The sequence below is a fragment of the Klebsiella sp. RIT-PI-d genome (assembly GCF_001187865.1).
Classification (GTDB): Bacteria; Pseudomonadota; Gammaproteobacteria; order Enterobacterales; family Enterobacteriaceae; genus Superficieibacter.
On sequence record NZ_LGIT01000005.1, the window covers coordinates 64,508 to 82,592 of the forward strand.

At 52.2% G+C, this 18,085-nt stretch carries 18 protein-coding genes; 14 read left to right on the forward strand and 4 right to left on the reverse strand.

The features are described 5' to 3' along the window. The first annotated feature begins 27 nt into the window (after nt 1-27). From rmuC to tatD, 8 genes are all read left to right on the forward strand, one after another. The gene (gene rmuC, locus AC791_RS05780; RefSeq protein ID WP_049839546.1) at nt 28-1,437 is read left to right on the forward strand and encodes a DNA recombination protein RmuC; all 1,410 of its coding nucleotides are present in this window, start codon (nt 28-30) and stop codon (nt 1,435-1,437) included. 89 nt (nt 1,438-1,526) lie between these two features. Further along, on the forward strand, nt 1,527-2,282 hold the full coding sequence (gene ubiE, locus AC791_RS05785) for a bifunctional demethylmenaquinone methyltransferase/2-methoxy-6-polyprenyl-1,4-benzoquinol methylase UbiE (RefSeq protein ID WP_049839547.1): 756 nt from the start codon (nt 1,527-1,529) through the stop codon (nt 2,280-2,282). A gap of 12 nt (nt 2,283-2,294) precedes the next feature. Then, complete coding sequence (ubiJ, locus tag AC791_RS05790; RefSeq protein WP_049839548.1) at nt 2,295-2,900, forward strand: ubiquinone biosynthesis protein UbiJ; 606 nt, start codon at nt 2,295-2,297, stop codon at nt 2,898-2,900. After that, nucleotides 2,897-4,537: a ubiquinone biosynthesis regulatory protein kinase UbiB gene (gene ubiB, locus AC791_RS05795; RefSeq protein WP_049839549.1), complete on the forward strand. Its 1,641-nt coding sequence runs from the start codon at nt 2,897-2,899 to the stop codon at nt 4,535-4,537. The genes ubiJ and ubiB overlap by 4 nt, the downstream gene beginning before the upstream one ends. An 84-nt stretch (nt 4,538-4,621) precedes the next feature. After that, nucleotides 4,622-4,873, forward strand: coding sequence for a Sec-independent protein translocase subunit TatA (gene tatA, locus AC791_RS05800; RefSeq protein WP_049839550.1), 252 nt, complete (start codon nt 4,622-4,624; stop codon nt 4,871-4,873). Nucleotides 4,874-4,876: 3 nt separating this feature from the next. After that, nucleotides 4,877-5,407 (forward strand): Sec-independent protein translocase protein TatB, encoded by a 531-nt coding sequence (gene tatB / locus AC791_RS05805; RefSeq protein ID WP_049839551.1) that lies wholly within the window; start codon nt 4,877-4,879, stop codon nt 5,405-5,407. Between the two features lie 2 nt (nt 5,408-5,409). Next, on the forward strand, nt 5,410-6,177 hold the full coding sequence (tatC, locus tag AC791_RS05810; protein ID WP_049839552.1) for a Sec-independent protein translocase subunit TatC: 768 nt from the start codon (nt 5,410-5,412) through the stop codon (nt 6,175-6,177). A gap of 41 nt (nt 6,178-6,218) precedes the next feature. Then, a complete protein-coding gene (gene tatD, locus AC791_RS05815; protein WP_049839565.1) occupies nt 6,219-7,001 on the forward strand; it encodes a 3'-5' ssDNA/RNA exonuclease TatD in 783 nt (260 codons plus the stop codon). Nucleotides 7,002-7,004: 3 nt separating this feature from the next. Here the strand turns inward: tatD and rfaH are convergent, their stop codons facing one another. Then, nucleotides 7,005-7,493, reverse strand: a complete 489-nt coding sequence (gene rfaH, locus AC791_RS05820) for a transcription/translation regulatory transformer protein RfaH (RefSeq protein WP_049839553.1) — start codon at nt 7,491-7,493, stop codon at nt 7,005-7,007. Nucleotides 7,494-7,669: 176 nt separating this feature from the next. On the opposite strand from rfaH, the gene ubiD reads away from it, so the two are divergent. After that, nucleotides 7,670-9,151 carry a 4-hydroxy-3-polyprenylbenzoate decarboxylase gene (ubiD, locus tag AC791_RS05825; RefSeq protein WP_049839554.1) on the forward strand — a complete coding sequence of 494 codons (1,482 nt, stop codon included), beginning with the start codon at nt 7,670-7,672 and terminating at the stop codon, nt 9,149-9,151. An 84-nt stretch (nt 9,152-9,235) separates the two neighbouring features. Then, nucleotides 9,236-9,937, forward strand: coding sequence for an NAD(P)H-flavin reductase (gene fre / locus AC791_RS05830; protein ID WP_049839555.1), 702 nt, complete (start codon nt 9,236-9,238; stop codon nt 9,935-9,937). A 172-nt stretch (nt 9,938-10,109) separates the two neighbouring features. On the opposite strand, the gene fadA is transcribed toward fre, so the two are convergent. Next, the gene (gene fadA / locus AC791_RS05835) at nt 10,110-11,273 is read right to left on the reverse strand and encodes an acetyl-CoA C-acyltransferase FadA (protein ID WP_049839556.1); all 1,164 of its coding nucleotides are present in this window, start codon (nt 11,271-11,273) and stop codon (nt 10,110-10,112) included. A 9-nt stretch (nt 11,274-11,282) separates the two neighbouring features. Further along, on the reverse strand, nt 11,283-13,472 hold the full coding sequence (gene fadB / locus AC791_RS05840; protein WP_049839557.1) for a fatty acid oxidation complex subunit alpha FadB: 2,190 nt from the start codon (nt 13,470-13,472) through the stop codon (nt 11,283-11,285). A 187-nt stretch (nt 13,473-13,659) separates the two neighbouring features. Between fadB and pepQ the strand changes: the two genes are divergently transcribed. The 4 genes from pepQ to hemG are packed head-to-tail and all read left to right on the forward strand — an operon-like array spanning nt 13,660 to nt 17,653. Beyond that, nucleotides 13,660-14,991: a Xaa-Pro dipeptidase gene (pepQ, locus tag AC791_RS05845; protein ID WP_049839558.1), complete on the forward strand. Its 1,332-nt coding sequence runs from the start codon at nt 13,660-13,662 to the stop codon at nt 14,989-14,991. Then, nucleotides 14,991-15,605: an IMPACT family protein gene (locus tag AC791_RS05850; RefSeq protein WP_049839559.1), complete on the forward strand. Its 615-nt coding sequence runs from the start codon at nt 14,991-14,993 to the stop codon at nt 15,603-15,605. Before pepQ ends, AC791_RS05850 begins: the two co-directional genes overlap by 1 nt. 38 nt (nt 15,606-15,643) lie before the next feature. Next, on the forward strand, nt 15,644-17,095 hold the full coding sequence (gene trkH / locus AC791_RS05855; protein ID WP_049839560.1) for a Trk system potassium transporter TrkH: 1,452 nt from the start codon (nt 15,644-15,646) through the stop codon (nt 17,093-17,095). A gap of 12 nt (nt 17,096-17,107) precedes the next feature. Continuing rightward, nucleotides 17,108-17,653 carry a menaquinone-dependent protoporphyrinogen IX dehydrogenase gene (hemG, locus tag AC791_RS05860; protein ID WP_049839561.1) on the forward strand — a complete coding sequence of 182 codons (546 nt, stop codon included), beginning with the start codon at nt 17,108-17,110 and terminating at the stop codon, nt 17,651-17,653. Between the two features lie 21 nt (nt 17,654-17,674). Here the strand turns inward: hemG and AC791_RS20660 are convergent. Next, nucleotides 17,675-18,085: hypothetical protein (locus AC791_RS20660; RefSeq protein ID WP_206742791.1), on the reverse strand; the 411-nt coding region annotated here is incomplete at its 5' end.

Consider the following 18,085-nt stretch of genomic DNA (forward strand, 5'->3'; position numbering starts at 1 on the left):
TGAGGAATGAATCATGCGGGAGGGTAAATGGACAGCGCAATCATTATCAGCGTGCTACTCATGCTGGCGGGGATCGTCGTCGGCTGGCTGGCAGCAAGCTACCGCGCCGCGCAGCAGCAGGCCGATATCCTCGCTGAACAGCGCGATATTTTTGGCGAACTAAGTGCGGCAAAACAGCAGATTGCCCAGCACAGTCACTGGCGCGATGAGTGCGACCTGCTGAATAATGAACTGCGCAGCCTGCGGGAAATTAATACCTCAATGGAGGCTGATTTGCGCGAGGTCACCACGCGTCTTGAGGCCTCGCAGGATAAAACCCGCCAAATGATCAACAGCGAGCAACGGCTCAGTGAACAGTTTGAAAATCTGGCAAATCGCATCTTCGAACACAGCAACCGGCGCGTAGACGAGCAAAACCGGCAAAGCCTGCACGGGTTGCTCACGCCGCTGCGCGATCAGCTCGACGGCTTTCGTCGTCAGGTGCAGGACAGCTTTGGTCAGGAAGCGCGGGAAAGACATACGCTGGCGCATGAAATTCGTAATCTCCAGCAGCTTAATGCACAAATGGCGCAGGAAGCGCTGAATCTAACGCGTGCATTAAAGGGCGATAACAAAGCGCAGGGGAACTGGGGTGAGGTAGTGCTGACCCGCGTGCTGGAAGCTTCCGGGCTGCGCAACGGTCATGAATATGAAACGCAGGTGAGTATCGAAACCGACACCCGCTCGCGTATGCAGCCTGACGTGATTGTTCGCCTGCCGCAAGGCAAAGATGTCGTGGTTGATGCCAAAATGACCCTGGTAGCTTATGAGCGCTATTTCAATGCTGAAGAAGACTATACCCGTGAAGCCGCGCTTCAGGAGCATATTGCCTCCGTTCGCAACCATATTCGTCTGCTCAGTCGCAAAGATTATCAGCAGCTTCCGGGGCTGCGCAGTCTTGACTATGTGCTGATGTTCATCCCCGTTGAACCGGCATTTTTACTCGCCATTGACCGGCAGCCGGAACTTATCACCGAAGCGCTGAAAAATAATATTATGTTAGTCAGCCCGACTACATTACTGGTGGCGCTACGCACCATTGCAAATCTGTGGCGTTATGAGCATCAAAGCCGCAACGCACAGCACATCGCCGATCGTGCCAGCCGCCTGTATGACAAAATGCGCCTGTTTGTGGACGACATGTCGTCCATCGGCCAGAGTCTTGATAAAGCGCAGGATAACTACCGTCAGGCCATGAAAAAACTGACATCGGGACGCGGCAACGTGCTGGCGCAGGCAGAGGCTTTTCGTGCGCTTGGCGTCGAGATTAAGCGCGAGATAAATCCGGATTTAACCGAGCAGGCAACCGCGCAGGATGAGGAGTTTCGACTACGCTCAGGAGCAGAGGCCAATGATGAGAGCCAGTGCCCGACAGAAACGCCGCGATCCATGCGCTAAACTCCTTTCCTCGTGGTGGTTGAGTCATAGGGGAAATGCCCTCGATCTGTTACACTTTACGAACAATTTCTTGATAAGCAGGCCTTAAGATGGACGAGAATTCTCAGGATACGACGCATTTTGGTTTTCAGACTGTCGCCAGCGCACAGAAAGCTGACATGGTGGCGCATGTATTCCATTCGGTAGCTGCAAAATATGATGTCATGAACGATCTGATGTCATTCGGCATTCATCGTCTGTGGAAGCGCTACACCATTGATTGCAGTGGCGTACGTCGCGGCCAAACCGTGCTGGATCTGGCAGGGGGAACAGGCGACCTGACGGCAAAATTCTCTCGCCTCGTCGGTGAGACTGGCCGGGTAGTGCTGGCCGACATTAATGACTCAATGCTGAAAATGGGGCGTGAAAAACTGCGCAATTTGGGCATCGTCGGTAACGTTGAGTACGTTCAGGCTAATGCCGAGGCGCTGCCGTTCCCGGATAATACCTTCGACTGCATCACTATCTCTTTTGGGCTGCGTAACGTTACCGACAAAGAAAAAGCGCTGCGTTCCATGTACCGCGTACTTAAGCCGGGCGGACGTTTACTGGTGCTGGAATTTTCGAAGCCGATTATCGATCCGCTTAGTAAAGCCTATGATGCTTACTCATTTCACGTGTTGCCGCGTATCGGTCAAATGGTCGCCAATGATGCGGAAAGCTACCGTTATCTGGCCGAATCTATCCGTATGCATCCCGACCAGGAGACCCTGAAAGCGATGATGGAAGATGCCGGAATGGAAAACGTAAACTACTACAACCTGACGGCGGGTATTGTAGCGCTGCACCGTGGCTATAAGTTTTAACAGGAGAGCGTCATGCCGTTCAAACCTTTAATCACTGCGGGCGTAGAGAATGCCCTCAACGCCTTTTTGTGGCGTGAGCGCGGCCTGAAACCTGCTCGTCAGCGTCTGCACGGGAAAGTATTACGCGTTGTGCTGAAAGAGTTCTCATCGCCGCTGGTGCTTTGCTTTAGCGAGCGGCAGGTCGATGTGCTGGGTGAGTGGGAAGGTGAAGCGGACTGTACGGTAACCACTCGCCTGAGCGTATTGCCAAAACTGCGCGATCGCCAGCAGCTCACTGCGTTAATCCGTAGCGGCGAGCTGGACGTTAACGGCGACATTCAGGTGGTACAAAATTTTGTTGCCCTAAGCGATTTGGCAGAACTGGACCCGGCGGAATTACTGGCTCCATGGACCGGCGATATCGCGGCTGAAGGCATAAGCCGGGTTTTACGGCGCGGAGCGACCTTTCTTAATCACAGTGCGCGGCGTCAGCAGAGGTATGTCGCTGATGCGCTGACAGAAGAGTGGCGTCTGGCGCCCGGCGCGCTGGAAGTTGTATGGTTTGCTGAAGAAGTCGCTGCCGTCGAACGTGCAGCAGATAATCTAACGACACGGCTGGAAAAACTGGAGGACAAATGACGCCAGGTGAAGTTCGCCGCCTGTATTTTATCATCCAGACATTTTTGAGTTATGGACTCGATGAGCTGATCCCAAGAATGCGCCTGACGTTGCCGCTAAGGCTCTGGCGGCGTACGCTATTCTGGATGCCCAACCGGCATAAAGATCGGCAGTTAGGCGAACGTCTGCGGCTGGCATTGCAGGAGCTTGGTCCGGTGTGGATTAAGTTCGGGCAAATGCTCTCAACACGTCGCGATCTTTTCCCGCCGCTGATTGCCGATCAGCTCGCCCTGCTACAGGATAAAGTGGCTCCCTTTGACGGTAGACTTGCTAAGCAGCAGATCGAAAAAGCGATGGGTGACAGACCGGTAGAAACATGGTTTGACGATTTCGATATCAACCCGCTGGCATCGGCTTCGATTGCTCAGGTTCATACGGCGACGCTAAAAGAAACCGGTAAAAAGGTGGTCATCAAAGTGATCCGCCCGGATATTCTGCCGGTCATCAAAGCCGATATGAAACTTATTCACCGGCTGGCACGCTGGGTACCACGGCTATTACCGGACGGCCGTCGTTTGCGTCCGATGGAAGTGGTGCGCGAGTACGAAAAGACGCTGATTGATGAGCTTGATTTGCTGCGCGAAGCGGCAAATGCCATTCAGCTACGCCGCAATTTTGAAAACAGTCCAATGCTGTATGTGCCGGAAGTTTATTCTGACTACTGTAGCCAGAACATGCTGGTAATGGAGCGTATTTACGGCATTCCTATTTCCGATGTTGCCCAGCTGGAGCAGCATGGCACTAACATGAAACTGCTGGCCGAGCGTGGTGTTCAGGTTTTCTTTACCCAGGTTTTCCGCGACAGCTTCTTCCATGCGGATATGCATCCGGGCAATATTTTCGTCAGCTATGAACATCCGGAAGATCCGCAATATATTGGTATTGATTGCGGCATCGTAGGGTCGCTGAACAAAGAAGATAAGCGCTATCTGGCAGAGAATTTTATCGCCTTTTTCAACCGCGATTATCGCAAAGTGGCTGAGCTTCACGTCGATTCTGGCTGGGTACCGCCGGACACCAACGTTGAAGAGTTTGAGTTTGCCATACGCACCGTCTGCGAACCTATCTTTGAGAAACCGCTGGCTGAAATTTCGTTTGGTCACGTACTGCTGAATCTGTTTAACACGGCGCGCCGCTTCAACATGGAAGTGCAGCCGCAGCTGGTGCTGCTGCAAAAAACGCTGCTTTATGTTGAAGGCGTGGGCAGACAGCTTTACCCGCAGCTGGATCTGTGGAAAACGGCGAAACCTTTCCTTGAGACATGGATTAAGGATCAGGTCGGCATTCCGTCGTTGATTAGAGCCTGCAAAGAAAAAGCACCGTTCTGGATTGAGAAAATGCCGGAATTACCTGAACTGATCTACAACAGCCTGCGCCAGCACAAGCAATTGCAGTACAGTGTTGATAAAATAGCCGTTGAATTACAGGCCAATCACGTGCGGCAAGGCCAGTCCCGCTATTTATTTGGTATCGGGGCAACATTGATTCTGAGCGGCACGTTGCTGTTGATTAATCGGCCCGAGTGGGAAATGATGCCTGCATGGCTTATTGCCGCTGGCATTGTCTCGTGGCTCGTTGGCTGGCGTAAAACGCGCTAAATTTTGTATCGCGATCGCAAATGCTATGCGATCTGCTTAGTTATTCACGCTCGCCGTCCTGCGAGTTGATAGTGAGGATTTTGTATGGGTGGTATTAGCATTTGGCAGTTATTGATTATCGTGGTTATCGTGGTATTGCTGTTTGGTACCAAGAAACTCAGTTCTCTGGGGTCCGATCTGGGGTCTTCGATCAAAGGCTTTAAAAAAGCAATGAGCGATGACGACAAGCCGAATACGTCTTCTCAGGATGCTGATTTCACGGCGAAAACGCTGACTGAAAAGCAGGAAGAGGCCAAAAAAGAAGAGATTAAACGCCACGACGACAAGCAGGTGTAATTCGTGTTCGAGATTGGATTTAGTGAACTGCTACTGGTATTCGTGATTGGCCTGATTGTTCTCGGGCCAAAACGTCTGCCGGTCGCTGTCAAAACGGTTGTCGGCTGGATCCGCGCAATGCGCTCTCTGGCCTCAACAGTGCAAAATGAGCTGGCGCAGGAATTAAAGCTCCAGGAGCTTCAGGACAGCCTGAAGAAAGTGGAGAAGGCCAGCCTCAATAATTTATCGCCTGAGCTGAAAGCCTCAATGGATGAACTGCGGGAAGCGGCGGAATCTATGAAACGTTCTTACAGCGCTCACGATCCTGAGAAAGAGAGTGACGAAGCCCATACCATCCATAATCCGCTGGTAAAAGGCAACGAAGCACAGCATGAAGGCGTTACCCCTGCAACCGCAGTACATCAGGCCAGCGCCGAGGAGCAGTCTCCTCTACAGCCTGAGGCACAGGCGAGTGATGCTCCCGTTACGCTGGCAAAAAAGCCGGTAGCCGCACCGGTTTCTGACTCATCCTCTTCTTCAAGTGATAAATCGTAAACATGGCCGTAGAAGATACTCAACCGCTTATCGCGCATCTTATTGAACTGCGCAAGCGCCTGCTTAACAGCATTATTGCCGTTGTCGCCATTTTCCTGGCGCTGGTGTACTTTGCTAATGACATTTACCACCTGGTCGCCGCACCGCTGATTAAGCAAATGCCGCTGGGCGCAACAATGATTGCCACCGATGTGGCATCGCCGTTTTTTACCCCGATAAAACTGACCTTCATGGTATCGGTCATTTTATCCGCACCGGTGATCCTCTATCAGGTCTGGGCTTTCGTTGCGCCTGCACTCTATAAGCACGAACGCCGCCTGGTCATGCCGCTGCTGGTCTCCAGTACGCTGCTATTTTATATCGGTATGGCGTTTGCCTACCTTGTCGTCTTCCCGCTGGCGTTTGGTTTTCTGACGCACACCGCGCCAGAAGGGGTACAGGTTTCGACGGATATTAGCAGCTATCTGAGCTTTGTTATGTCGCTGTTCATGGCCTTTGGCGTGGCATTTGAAGTTCCTGTCGCCATTATTCTTATCTGCTGGTTGGGTATAACCACGCCTGAAGATCTGCGTGCCAAACGTCCTTATGTGCTGGTTGGCGCATTTGTCGTCGGGATGCTGTTGACGCCGCCGGACGTTTTTTCGCAGACGTTGCTGGCGATCCCGATGTACTGTCTGTTTGAAGTGGGCCTGTTTTTCTCCCGCTTCTACGTTGGCAAACGTCGCACCCGCCACGATGATGCAGAGCAGGAAACAGAAAGCGAAGAGTAATGTTAACCGCCCAAAAAGGGCGGTTTTTTGTAGGGAATACTATGTTTGATATCGGTGTAAATCTGACCAGTTCGCAGTTTGCCAACGATTATATGGATGTTGTCGAACGTGCGCAGCGCGCAGGCGTCAAAGGAATGCTGTTAACCGGCACCAATCTACATGAAAGTGAGCAGGCGCAGCGGATGGCGACGCAATTAGAAGGATGCTGGTCAACGGCTGGCGTTCATCCTCACGACAGTAGCAGCTGGAGCCAGGACGTTGCTGATGCTATTTATGCGCTGTCAACGCAGCCGGAAGTGGTGGCAATTGGCGAATGCGGCCTGGATTTCAATCGTAACTATTCTACGCCACAGGCACAGGAAGCCGCATTCAGTGCGCAACTGGCGATAGCCGCCGAACGCAGTATGCCGGTTTTCCTTCACTGTCGGGATGCCCACCCACGCTTTATGGCCTTGCTGGAACCCTGGCTGGATAAGCTTCCGGGCGCAGTCGTGCATTGCTTTACCGGTACACGTGAGGAGATGCAGCAGTGTATTGATCGCGGGTTATACGTCGGCATTACCGGCTGGGTTTGCGATGAGCGTCGCGGACTGGAACTCAGGGAACTGTTGCCCTTTATTCCTGCTGACCGGCTGATGATTGAAACCGATGCGCCATGGTTGTTACCACGCGATATCCGGCCGAAACCTGCGTCACGGCGCAATGAACCCGCACTGCTTAAGCATATTCTGGAACGCGTGGCATACTGGCGCGGCGAGGATCCTGAACAGCTGGAAAGTTATACCGATGCTAATGTCAAAGCGTTGTTTCGCATTCAGTTTTAAGCATCAGACCTTGCGGAATTCTGTGTTTTTAACGCTATGCTTAATCTGCTTGTTCAGCAGATTAAGCAGCAGCATTGAGCGTGCTTCACCATCTGGCTCAGTAAAAATAGCCTCCAGGCCTTCGAATGCGCCTTCGGTGATCAGCACGCTGTCACCAGGATAAGGCGTTTGTGGATCGGTTATCCCCTCAGGGCTGGCAATGGAAAGCTGATGAATAACGGATGATGGAACGGTCGCCGCGTTTGCGCCAAAACGGACAAAATGGCTGACCCCGCGGGTAGCGTTGATTGTCGTGGTATGGATGACTTCAGGATCGAACTCGACGAACATATAATTGGGGAACAGTGGCTCACTGACAGGCGTTCTTTTGCCACGCACTATTTTCTCGAGGGTGATCATCGGCGTCACGCAGTTAACCGACTGTCGCTCCAGATGTTCCTGAGCTCGCTGAAGTTGCCCGCGTTTGCAGTACAGTAAATACCAGGCTTGCATAATGACTCTATTCCGCTTATCCCGGCGCAAGCATAACAAAAGGTCGTCCTTAAGTTAATTCTAATCACCTCTGGCAATGCGTGGGATTGGAATTTACCTTAATTTAACAAAAATACAGCATCGCTGTGCCTTAGGCCGTATAATAAACCGCTGACAAAGAGGCCATAACTGACGCCATGAAATACCACGATTTACGCGATTTTCTGACGCTGCTGGAAAAGCAGGGTGAACTTAAACGTATTACGCTTGCGGTCGATCCTCATCTTGAAATCACCGAAATTGCCGACCGCACATTACGTGCTGGTGGGCCAGCGCTGCTGTTTGAAAATCCTAAGGGTTACGACATGCCGGTACTGTGTAATCTTTTTGGCACCCCTGAACGCGTGGCAATGGGAATGGGGCAGCAGGATGTTAAAGCGCTACGTGAAGTCGGCAAGCTGCTGGCCTTCCTGAAAGAGCCAGAGCCGCCGAAAGGATTTCGCGATCTTTTCGACAAACTTCCGCAGTTTAAACAAGTCCTGAACATGCCGACTAAGCGTCTGCGTGGTGCGCCGTGTCAGCAAAAAGTGTTTCAGGGCGATGACGTGGATTTATCGCGCATTCCCATCATGACCTGCTGGCCTGAAGATGCGGCACCGCTGATTACGTGGGGACTTACGGTAACGCGTGGTCCGCATAAAGAGCGGCAAAATCTGGGTATTTATCGCCAGCAGCTAATAGGTAAAAATAAGCTGATTATGCGCTGGCTGTCACATCGCGGTGGCGCCCTGGATTACCAGGAGTGGTGTGCTGCGCATCCTGGTGAACGCTTTCCGGTTGCCGTCGCGCTGGGAGCCGATCCGGCGACTATTCTCGGTGCGGTAACTCCGGTTCCCGACACGCTTTCCGAATATGCATTTGCCGGGCTGCTGCGCGGAACGAAAACAGAGGTTGTGAAGTGCGTGTCCAACGATCTGGAAGTGCCTGCCAGCGCGGAAATCGTGCTTGAGGGGTACATTGAGTCAGGCGAAATGGCCCCGGAAGGTCCGTATGGCGATCATACCGGTTACTATAACGAAGTGGATAATTTTCCGGTCTTTACCGTAACGCATATTACGCAGCGGAAAGATGCGATTTATCATTCGACCTATACCGGACGTCCACCCGATGAGCCGGCAGTACTGGGCGTGGCGCTCAACGAAGTCTTCGTCCCTATTTTGCAAAAGCAATTTCCAGAAATTGTCGATTTTTATCTTCCCCCGGAAGGCTGCTCTTATCGCCTGGCCGTGGTAACAATGAAAAAACAGTACCCTGGTCATGCCAAACGCGTGATGATGGGCGTCTGGTCTTTTCTACGCCAGTTTATGTACACTAAGTTTGTTATCGTCTGCGATGATGATGTTAATGCTCGCGACTGGAACGATGTGATCTGGGCGATCACTACCCGTATGGACCCGGCGCGTGATACGGTACTGGTAGAAAATACACCAATAGATTATCTGGATTTTGCCTCTCCGGTTTCTGGTCTTGGCTCCAAAATGGGTCTGGATGCTACGAATAAATGGCCGGGAGAGACGCAGCGGGAATGGGGGCGCCCCATCAAAAAAGATCCTGCTGTAACGGCACGTATTGATGCCATCTGGGATGAACTGGCTATCTTTAATGAGAGTAAGCGCTAACCCCGGACGGTGAGTCAGAGTGGCATATTGCCATTCATCTGCAACCTGAAGTGTGATGAATAAAAGACCCGACAGAGGGAAACCATGACAACCTTAAGCTGTAAAGTGACCTCGGTGGAAGCGATCACCGACACTGTGTATCGCGTCCGCCTGGTGCCGGAAACCGCGTTTTCTTTTCGCGCAGGCCAGTACCTGATGGTCGTCATGGATGAGCGTGACAAACGTCCCTTTTCCATGGCGTCTACTCCGTCTGAAAAAGAGTTTATCGAGCTGCACATTGGCGCTTCTGAACTGAATCTCTACGCGATGGCAGTGATGGACCGTATTCTGAAGGAGCGTAATATCGTTATTGATATTCCTCACGGAGAAGCGTGGCTGCGTGACGATGAAGAGCGTCCGCTGATCCTGATTGCCGGAGGAACAGGGTTCTCCTACGTACGTTCTATTCTGCTGACCGCGCTGGCGCGTAATCCGCATCGTCATATCACCATTTACTGGGGCGGGCGTGAAGAGAAGCATCTTTATGATCTTTCCGAGCTTGAGGCGCTGTCAGTCAGCCATCCTAATCTGCGTATTGAAGCCGTTGTTGAACAACCGGAAGAAAACTGGCGCGGGCGCACGGGAACGGTATTAACCGCAGTGCTTCAGGATCATGGTTCGCTGACCGAACATGATATTTACATTGCCGGGCGCTTCGAAATGGCAAAAATCGCTCGCGATTTATTTTGTAACGAACGCGGCGCACGTGAAGATCGTCTGTTCGGCGATGCCTTCGCCTTTATTTAAGTGTTTACCGGGAAACGTCGCTTTCCCGGTTCCTGATCTTCCTGCCGGGCTGTAACGCTATTTGGCATAAAAAAAGCCCGCCCCTGACAGGCGGGAAGAACGGCAACTAAACTTTTTCGCTAAGACAGCGTGATGGCGACAGACTGAAGACGTCAGTCTGCCGTATGTATGATTAAACCCGCTCAAACACGGTGGCAATTCCCTGACCCAGTCCGATGCACATCGTGGCCAGACCGAACTGTACATCCTGACGCTCCATCAGATTCAGTAATGTGGTGCTGATCCGTGCGCCTGAACAGCCGAGTGGATGGCCCAACGCGATGGCACCGCCGTTAAGGTTAATCTTCTCATCGATCTGCTCCATTAGCCCCAGATCTTTAATGCACGGCAGGATCTGCGCGGCAAAGGCTTCGTTCATCTCAAAAAGGCCGATGTCGTGAGTAGAAAGCCCGGCTTTCTGTAGCGCCAGTCTGGATGCCGGCACCGGACCATAACCCATGATCGACGGATCGCAGCCGACTACCGCCATCGAGCGAATACGGGCGCGCGGCGTGAGGCCCAGCTCGCGAGCACGGCTTTCGCTCATCACCAGCATGGCTGCTGCACCGTCTGAAAGGGCCGATGATGTACCCGCGGTCACTGTACCATTGACCGGATCGAACGCCGGTTTTAACGCTGACAGCGCTTCAACCGTGGTTTCCGGGCGGATGACTTCATCATAGTTAAACTGTTTCAGTACGCCATCGGCATCATGGCCGCCGGTCGGAAGGATTTCATTTTTAAATGCGCCGGACTGTGTGGCAGCCCAGGCACGGGCATGTGAACGTGCGGCGAAAGCATCCTGCATTTCACGGCTGATACCGTGCATACGGGAAAGCATTTCTGCGGTTAGCCCCATCATCCCCGCCGCTTTAGCGACGTTACGACTTAATCCCGGCTGAAAATCCACGCCGTGACTCATTGGTACGTGGCCCATATGCTCAACGCCGCCAACCAGACAAGCTTGCGCATCGCCCGTCATGATCATTCGTGCCGCATCGTGTAACGCCTGCATTGATGAACCACACAGACGGTTAACGGTAACGGCAGGCACAGAATGGGGAATTTCAGCCAGTAAGGAGGCATTACGGGCAATATTGAAGCCCTGCTCCAGCGTCTGCTGCACGCAGCCCCAGTAAATGTCGTCCAGCGCCGCCGCTTCCAGCGCGGGATTACGCGCCAGCAGGCTACGCATTAAGTGCGCGGAGAGATCTTCTGCACGGACGTGGCGGAATGCGCCCCCTTTGGAGCGCCCCATTGGAGTACGAATTGCATCGACAATAACAACCTGTTCCATTGTGACTCCTTAAGCCGTTTTCAGCTCGCCAACCGGACGGGCAGGCTCAACCTGGGGATAGTACGGTTCGTTGTGGCGCGCTTTCTGCTTCAGACCTTCCGGCACAGCATAAAGTGGACCAAGGTGCTGATATTGCTGGGCCATATCGAGATATTTAGCGCTGCCAATAGTGTCCAGCCAGCGGAATGCGCCGCCGTGAAACGGTGGGAAACCGAGGCCGTAAACCAGCGCCATATCCGCTTCTGCCGGGCTGGCAATAATGCCTTCCTCCAGACAACGCACCACTTCGTTGACCATCGGGATCATCATCCGCGCGATAATCTCATCGTCACTGAAATCGTGTTTAGTTTCGCTGACGTCGGCCAACAGGCCGGCCACCGCCTCATCCTGTTCTTTCTTCGGCTTACCTTTACTGTCTTCTTTATAGCGCCAGAAGCCGAGGCCATTTTTTTGCCCGTAGCGCCCGGCATCAAACAACGCATCGATAGCATCGCGGTAATCTTTCTGCATTCGCTGCGGAAAACCGGCGGCCATTACCGCCTGCGCATGGTGCGCGGTATCGATACCGACGACGTCCAGTAGATACGCAGGACCCATTGGCCAGCCAAACTGTTTTTCCATGACCTTATCGACGTTACGGAAGTCTGCGCCATCGCGCAGCAGCTGGCTGAATCCGGCAAAGTAGGGAAACAGGACGCGGTTAACAAAGAAGCCGGGGCAGTCGTTGACCACAATCGGCGTTTTGCCCATTTTGCTGGCCCAGGCGACAACTTTGGCGAGAGTTTCGTCAGACGTTTTCTCTCCACGGATCACTTCAACCAGCGGCATCCGGTGAACCGGATTAAAGAAGTGCATACCACAGAAATTCTCCGGGCGTTTCAGAACGCTTGCCAGTTCGCTAATCGGAATGGTGGAGGTATTGGACGCGAGCACGGCATCTTCACGCACCTTATCCTCCGTTTCTGCCAATACGGCCTTTTTCACTTTCGGGTTTTCGACCACGGCTTCAACAATAATGTCGGCCCGGTCAAAATCGGCATAATGTAAGGTCGGCTGGATAGTGGAAATAATTCCTGCCAGTTTCAGACCGTCGAGCTTGCCGCGCTCAAGTTGTTTATTGAGTAATTTACCGGCCTCATTCATGCCAAGAGTCAATGATTTCTCATTGATGTCTTTCATGATCACAGGCACACCTTTCGAGGCTGACTGATACGCAATGCCGCCGCCCATAATGCCTGCGCCCAGTACGGCCGCCTGCGTCGGTGCCTCTACATCTTTAGTCAGCTTTTTCGCTTTACCTTTCACGTATTGATCGTTAAGGAATATCCCGACCAGCGCCCGTGCTTCAGTCGAGTGGGCCAGCGGAACAAAGCTCTTATTTTCCAGCTCCAGCGCTTCTTCCCTGCCATGGCGTGAAGCGGCTTCGATGGTTTTTACCGCGGTAAGAGGGGCAGGATAATGTTTACCCGCCGTCTGCATCACCATGCCTTTGGCAATGGTAAAACTCATGGTGGCTTCGATTTTACTAAGATGCAGCGGCTCCAGCTTAGGCTGGCGTTTCGCTTTCCAGTCCAGATCGCCGCTAATAGCCTGCCGCAGGATGGCAATAGCGCCGTCACGCAATTTTTCTGCCTTTACAACGCCGTCAACCAGCCCAATTTTCAGTGCCCGATCGGCACTGACATCTTTACCGGCAGCAATAATTTCCAGCGCGCTGTCAGCGCCGAGCAGGCGCGGCAGACGTACCGAGCCGCCAAATCCTGGCATAATACCGAGTTTGGTTTCGGGCAGGCCGATACGCAGATCTGGCGTTGCCAGACGATAATCCGTCGCCAGCACGCACTCACAGCCGCCGCCTAAGGCGTAGCCGCTGATAGCGGAGACAGTCGGAACCGGCAGATCCTCCAGGCGGCAAAAAACAGTGTTCGCAAATCGCAGCCACTGACTCAGCTGTTCTGGCGGAACGAGAAACAGTGAGAGAAATTCGGTGATATCAGCGCCTACAATAAACGCCGCTTTACTGGAACGGAGCAGCAGCCCTTTTAAATCGCGTTGATTTTCCAGCACATCAAGCGCCTGTCCGAGGCTGGCGACGGTTGCAGTGTCGAGTTTATTGACCGAACCTGGCGCATCGAACACCAGTTCGGCGATGCCATCTTCCAGCCAGTCAAGGTAAAGCGTTTCGCCTTTATAAAGCATGTCAGTCTCCTGAATCCGCAAGGGATCTGGTCATACCAGATGAAGCGGAGTGTGGATTTTATGTTAATAAAATGCAAATTAATCATTAAAAAATTGCTGACTTGATCACGCTCATGGGAAATCGCCCGGCCTTTGCGAGGTGTGCTACTATGCGAAGATTAGGGGCTATATTTTGAAGGGTAACAAGATGGAATCGCTGGCTTCACTTTATAAAAATCATATCGTTACGTTGCAGGAACGCACCCGCGACGTACTGGCACGCTCTCAGCTTGATGCGCTGCTTATTCATTCCGGTGAGCTGTTCAATGTCTTTCTTGACGACCATCCGTATCCGTTCAAGGTCAACCCGCAATTCAAAGCGTGGGTTCCGGTAACGCAGGTCCCAAACTGCTGGTTGCTGGTGGATGGCGTGAATAAACCAAAATTATGGTTTTATCTGCCGGTAGATTACTGGCACAACGTGGAGCCGCTGCCGACGTCATTCTGGACCGAAGAAATTGACGTTATTGCGCTGCCGAAAGCGGACGGTATTGCCAGCCAGTTACCTGCCGGGCGTAGTAACATCGGCTATATTGGTCCGGTGCCTGAGCGCGCGCTGAGCCTCGACATTCCGGCCAGCAACATTAACCCAAAAGCGGTTATCGGCTATTTACACTATTACCGGGCTTATAAAACTGACTATGAACTGGCCTGTATGCGTGAAGCGCAAAAAACAGCGGTAAACGGTCATCGTGCAGCTGAAGAAGCGTTTCGTTCAGGCATGAGCGAGTTTGATATCAATATTGCCTACCTGACCGCGACCGGTCATCGTGATATCGACGTTCCTTACAGCAATATTGTGGCGCTTAATGAACATGCCTCTGTACTGCATTACACTAAGCTCGATCACCATGCGCCATCAGAAATGCGCAGTTTCTTGCTGGATGCAGGGGCCGAATACAACGGTTATGCAGCCGATCTCACGCGTACCTGGGCGGCGAGCAGCGATAATGACTATGCACAGCTAATCAACGATGTGAATGATGAACAGCTGGCGCTTATCGGAACGATGAAAGCAGGCGTCAGCTATGTGGATTATCACATCCAGTTCCATCAGCGCATCGCCAAAATTCTGCGTAAACATCAGATCCTTGTGGATATGAGTGAAGAGGCGCTGGTAGAAAACGATCTTACCGGACCGTTTATGCCGCACGGTATCGGACATCCGCTGGGCCTTCAGGTGCATGATGTTGCTGGTTTCATGCAAGATGATACCGGCACTCATCTGGCTGCGCCGTCGAAATATCCTTATCTGCGCTGTACCCGTGTGCTCCAGCCGGGCATGGTGCTGACTATCGAGCCGGGCATTTATTTTATCGAGTCGTTATTAGCGCCGTGGCGCGAAGGGCAGTTCAGTCAGCATTTCAACTGGCAGAAAATTGACGCGCTGAAACCGTTTGGCGGTATTCGCATCGAGGATAATGTCGTTATCCATGATAATCATGTTGAGAACATGACGCGGGATCTGAAGCTGGCGTAATGGACAGTTGGTTAATTCCTGCGGCGCCGGTGAGCGTTGTCGATGAAATCAAAAAGAGCCGCTTTATTACGTTGCTCGCCCATACCGACGGCGTTGAGGCGGCCAAACTGTTTGTCGAGTCTGTGCGGGCTGAACATCCTGATGCCCGCCATCACTGCGTAGCCTGGGTGGCCGGCGCGCCAGGCGATTCACAACAGTTAGGATTTTCAGACGATGGTGAACCGGCGGGAACGGCCGGTAAGCCAATGCTGGCACAATTGATGGGCAGCGATGTCGGTGAGATAACCGCGGTGGTTGTTCGCTACTACGGCGGTATTCTTCTCGGCACGGGTGGTCTGGTAAAAGCCTACGGTGGCGGAGTGAATCAGGCGTTAAGACAGTTAACAACACAGCGCAAGACGCCATTAACCGAATATACTTTGCAGTGTGAATATAGTCAGCTGGCCGGAGTCGAGGCGCTGTTAGAGCGGTTTGCCGGTAAGATAGTGGAAAGCGATTATCAGGCCATTGTCCTGTTAAGAGTGGCACTTCCTTATGCAAAAGTGGCTGAATTTTCAGCAAGGCTGGCGGATTTTAGCCGAGGTTCATTGCAATTGTTAGCGATTGAAGAATAATCCCCACCTCATTTTTACTATCACAGGAAGCGGCAGAGATGCATTTTCGCGCCATTACCCGAATTGTTGGACTATTGGTTATCTTATTCTCGGGGACGATGATCCTGCCCGGACTGGTAGCGCTGATCTATCGCGATGGGGCAGGACGAGCATTTACCCAGACGTTCTTCGTTGCGCTGGCGATTGGCTCTCTGCTGTGGTGGCCTAACCGTCGACAGAAAGGCGAATTAAAGTCGCGGGAAGGGTTTCTGATTGTCGTGCTTTTCTGGACAGTGCTGGGCAGCGTCGGGGCCTTGCCCTTTGTCTTCTCCGAACGCCCCAACCTGACCATCACCGATGCTTTCTTTGAGTCTTTCTCCGGTCTGACGACAACGGGCGCGACCACCCTGGTCGGGCTGGATTCATTACCCCACGGTATTCTCTTTTACCGTCAGATGCTGCAATGGTTCGGCGGGATGGGGATCATCGTCCTGGCAGTGGCTATTCTGCCTATCCTCGGCGTTGGGGGAATGCAGCTTTACCGGGCTGAAATGCCGGGGCCATTGAAAGATAACAAAATGCGTCCGCGCATTGCCGAGACGGCAAAAACGCTGTGGCTGATCTACGTTCTGCTGACCGTCGCCTGCGCGCTGGCACTGTGGTTTGCCGGTATGCCCGCATTTGATGCCATCGGGCACAGCTTCTCGACGATCGCGATTGGCGGCTTCTCAACGCATGACGCGAGTATCGGTTATTTCGATAGTCCCACTATAAATACTATTATTGCTATCTTTCTGCTGATCTCTGGCTGTAACTATGGGCTGCACTTTTCTCTGCTAAGCGGGCGTAACCTTAAAGTCTACTGGCGCGATCCGGAATTCCGCATGTTTATTGGCGTTCAACTGACGCTGGTGGTGATTTGCACGTTAGTACTCTGGTTTCATGATGTCTATAACGCGGCAATAACCACGCTTAACCAGGCTTTTTTCCAGGTGGTGTCCATGGCCACGACAGCCGGATTTACGACTGATAGCATCGCGCGCTGGCCGTTGTTCCTGCCGGTATTGCTGCTTTGTTCTGCTTTTATTGGCGGCTGTGCGGGGTCAACCGGCGGCGGGCTGAAAGTTATTCGTATCCTGCTGCTGTTCAAACAAGGCAACCGGGAACTGAAACGTCTGATCCATCCCAATGCGGTTTATAGTATTAAGCTAGGTAACAGAGCGCTGCCTGAACGGATACTTGAAGCGGTATGGGGATTTTTCTCGGCCTATGCGCTGGTATTCATTGTCAGTATGCTGGCTATCATTGCGACCGGCGTTGATGATTTCTCTGCCTTTGCATCGGTTGTCGCTACACTCAATAACCTTGGACCGGGTCTTGGCGTGGTGGCAGATAACTTTGCCAGCATGAATCCGGTCGCGAAATGGATACTGATTGCCAACATGCTGTTTGGCCGACTTGAAGTCTTTACGCTATTGGTTCTTTTTACCCCGACATTCTGGCGTGATTAACTGGAGTACGTTTTGAAAACACTGATTCTGTTCTCGACGAGAGATGGGCAAACGCGCGAGATTGCCGCTTTCATTGCGTCTGAACTCAAAGAGCAGGGCATCTATTCTGACTTAGTCAATCTCAATCGAACGGATGATATCGACTGGGCGCTTTATGATCGGGTCGTTATTGGTGCCTCTATCCGTTATGGCCATTACCATCCAGCACTGGAAAGCTTTATTAAAAAGCACCTGCATGCGCTGGAGTCTTTGCCGGGGGCATTCTTTTCAGTAAACCTGGTCGCACGTAAAGCAGAGAAGCGTACGCCTCAAACAAACAGTTATACGCGTAAATTCCTGCTTAGCTCCCCGTGGCAGCCGACGCTGTGCGCCGTATTCGCGGGCGCGCTGCGTTATCCTCATTATCGCTGGTATGACCGGATGATGATCCGCCTCATTATGAAGATGACTGGCGGAGAAACGGATACGCGTAAAGAGGTGGTGTACACCGACTGGAACCAGGCAGCGGTTTTTGCGCGTGAAATTGCGCAAATAACTGCCAATTCGTCGTTGAAATAAGCAATGCGAATGAAAAAAAAGCTAACGATAAGTTTTTTTAAATTTATGCTTGTCATCACGAAAGAACTCCCTATAATGCGCCTCCACTGACACGGAACAACGGATTACAAACCGCCGGGTCAGCAGGGATTCTTCCGGGAATGCCGGCAGAGAAAAGCGAAAATAAACGCTTGACTCTGAACGAGGAAAACGTATTATACGGGACCTCGCAACGGTGAGCGAAAGCCGCGTTGCACTGCTCTTTAACAATTTATCAGACAATCTGTGTGGGCACTCGAAGATACGGATTCTTAAATGTCGCAAGACAAAAAAGAAATACCAAGTCTCAGAGTGAACACGTAATTCATTACGAAGTTTAATTCTTTGAGCATCAAACTTAAATTGAAGAGTTTGATCATGGCTCAGATTGAACGCTGGCGGCAGGCCTAACAC

Excerpts from the sequence above, each read along its gene's own strand:
- rmuC (WP_049839546.1), top strand. The coding sequence starts at position 28 with ATGGACAGCGCAATCATTATCAGCGTGCTACTCATGCTGGCGGGGATC.
- ubiE (WP_049839547.1), top strand. The coding sequence starts at position 1,527 with ATGGACGAGAATTCTCAGGATACGACGCATTTTGGTTTTCAGACTGTC.
- ubiJ (WP_049839548.1), top strand. The coding sequence starts at position 2,295 with ATGCCGTTCAAACCTTTAATCACTGCGGGCGTAGAGAATGCCCTCAAC.
- ubiB (WP_049839549.1), top strand. The coding sequence starts at position 2,897 with ATGACGCCAGGTGAAGTTCGCCGCCTGTATTTTATCATCCAGACATTT.
- tatA (WP_049839550.1), top strand. The coding sequence starts at position 4,622 with ATGGGTGGTATTAGCATTTGGCAGTTATTGATTATCGTGGTTATCGTG.
- tatC (WP_049839552.1), top strand. The coding sequence starts at position 5,410 with ATGGCCGTAGAAGATACTCAACCGCTTATCGCGCATCTTATTGAACTG.
- tatD (WP_049839565.1), top strand. The coding sequence starts at position 6,219 with ATGTTTGATATCGGTGTAAATCTGACCAGTTCGCAGTTTGCCAACGAT.
- rfaH (WP_049839553.1), bottom strand. The coding sequence starts at position 7,493 with ATGCAAGCCTGGTATTTACTGTACTGCAAACGCGGGCAACTTCAGCGA.
- ubiD (WP_049839554.1), top strand. The coding sequence starts at position 7,670 with ATGAAATACCACGATTTACGCGATTTTCTGACGCTGCTGGAAAAGCAG.
- fre (WP_049839555.1), top strand. The coding sequence starts at position 9,236 with ATGACAACCTTAAGCTGTAAAGTGACCTCGGTGGAAGCGATCACCGAC.
- fadA (WP_049839556.1), bottom strand. The coding sequence starts at position 11,273 with ATGGAACAGGTTGTTATTGTCGATGCAATTCGTACTCCAATGGGGCGC.
- fadB (WP_049839557.1), bottom strand. The coding sequence starts at position 13,472 with ATGCTTTATAAAGGCGAAACGCTTTACCTTGACTGGCTGGAAGATGGC.
- pepQ (WP_049839558.1), top strand. The coding sequence starts at position 13,660 with ATGGAATCGCTGGCTTCACTTTATAAAAATCATATCGTTACGTTGCAG.
- AC791_RS05850 (WP_049839559.1), top strand. The coding sequence starts at position 14,991 with ATGGACAGTTGGTTAATTCCTGCGGCGCCGGTGAGCGTTGTCGATGAA.
- trkH (WP_049839560.1), top strand. The coding sequence starts at position 15,644 with ATGCATTTTCGCGCCATTACCCGAATTGTTGGACTATTGGTTATCTTA.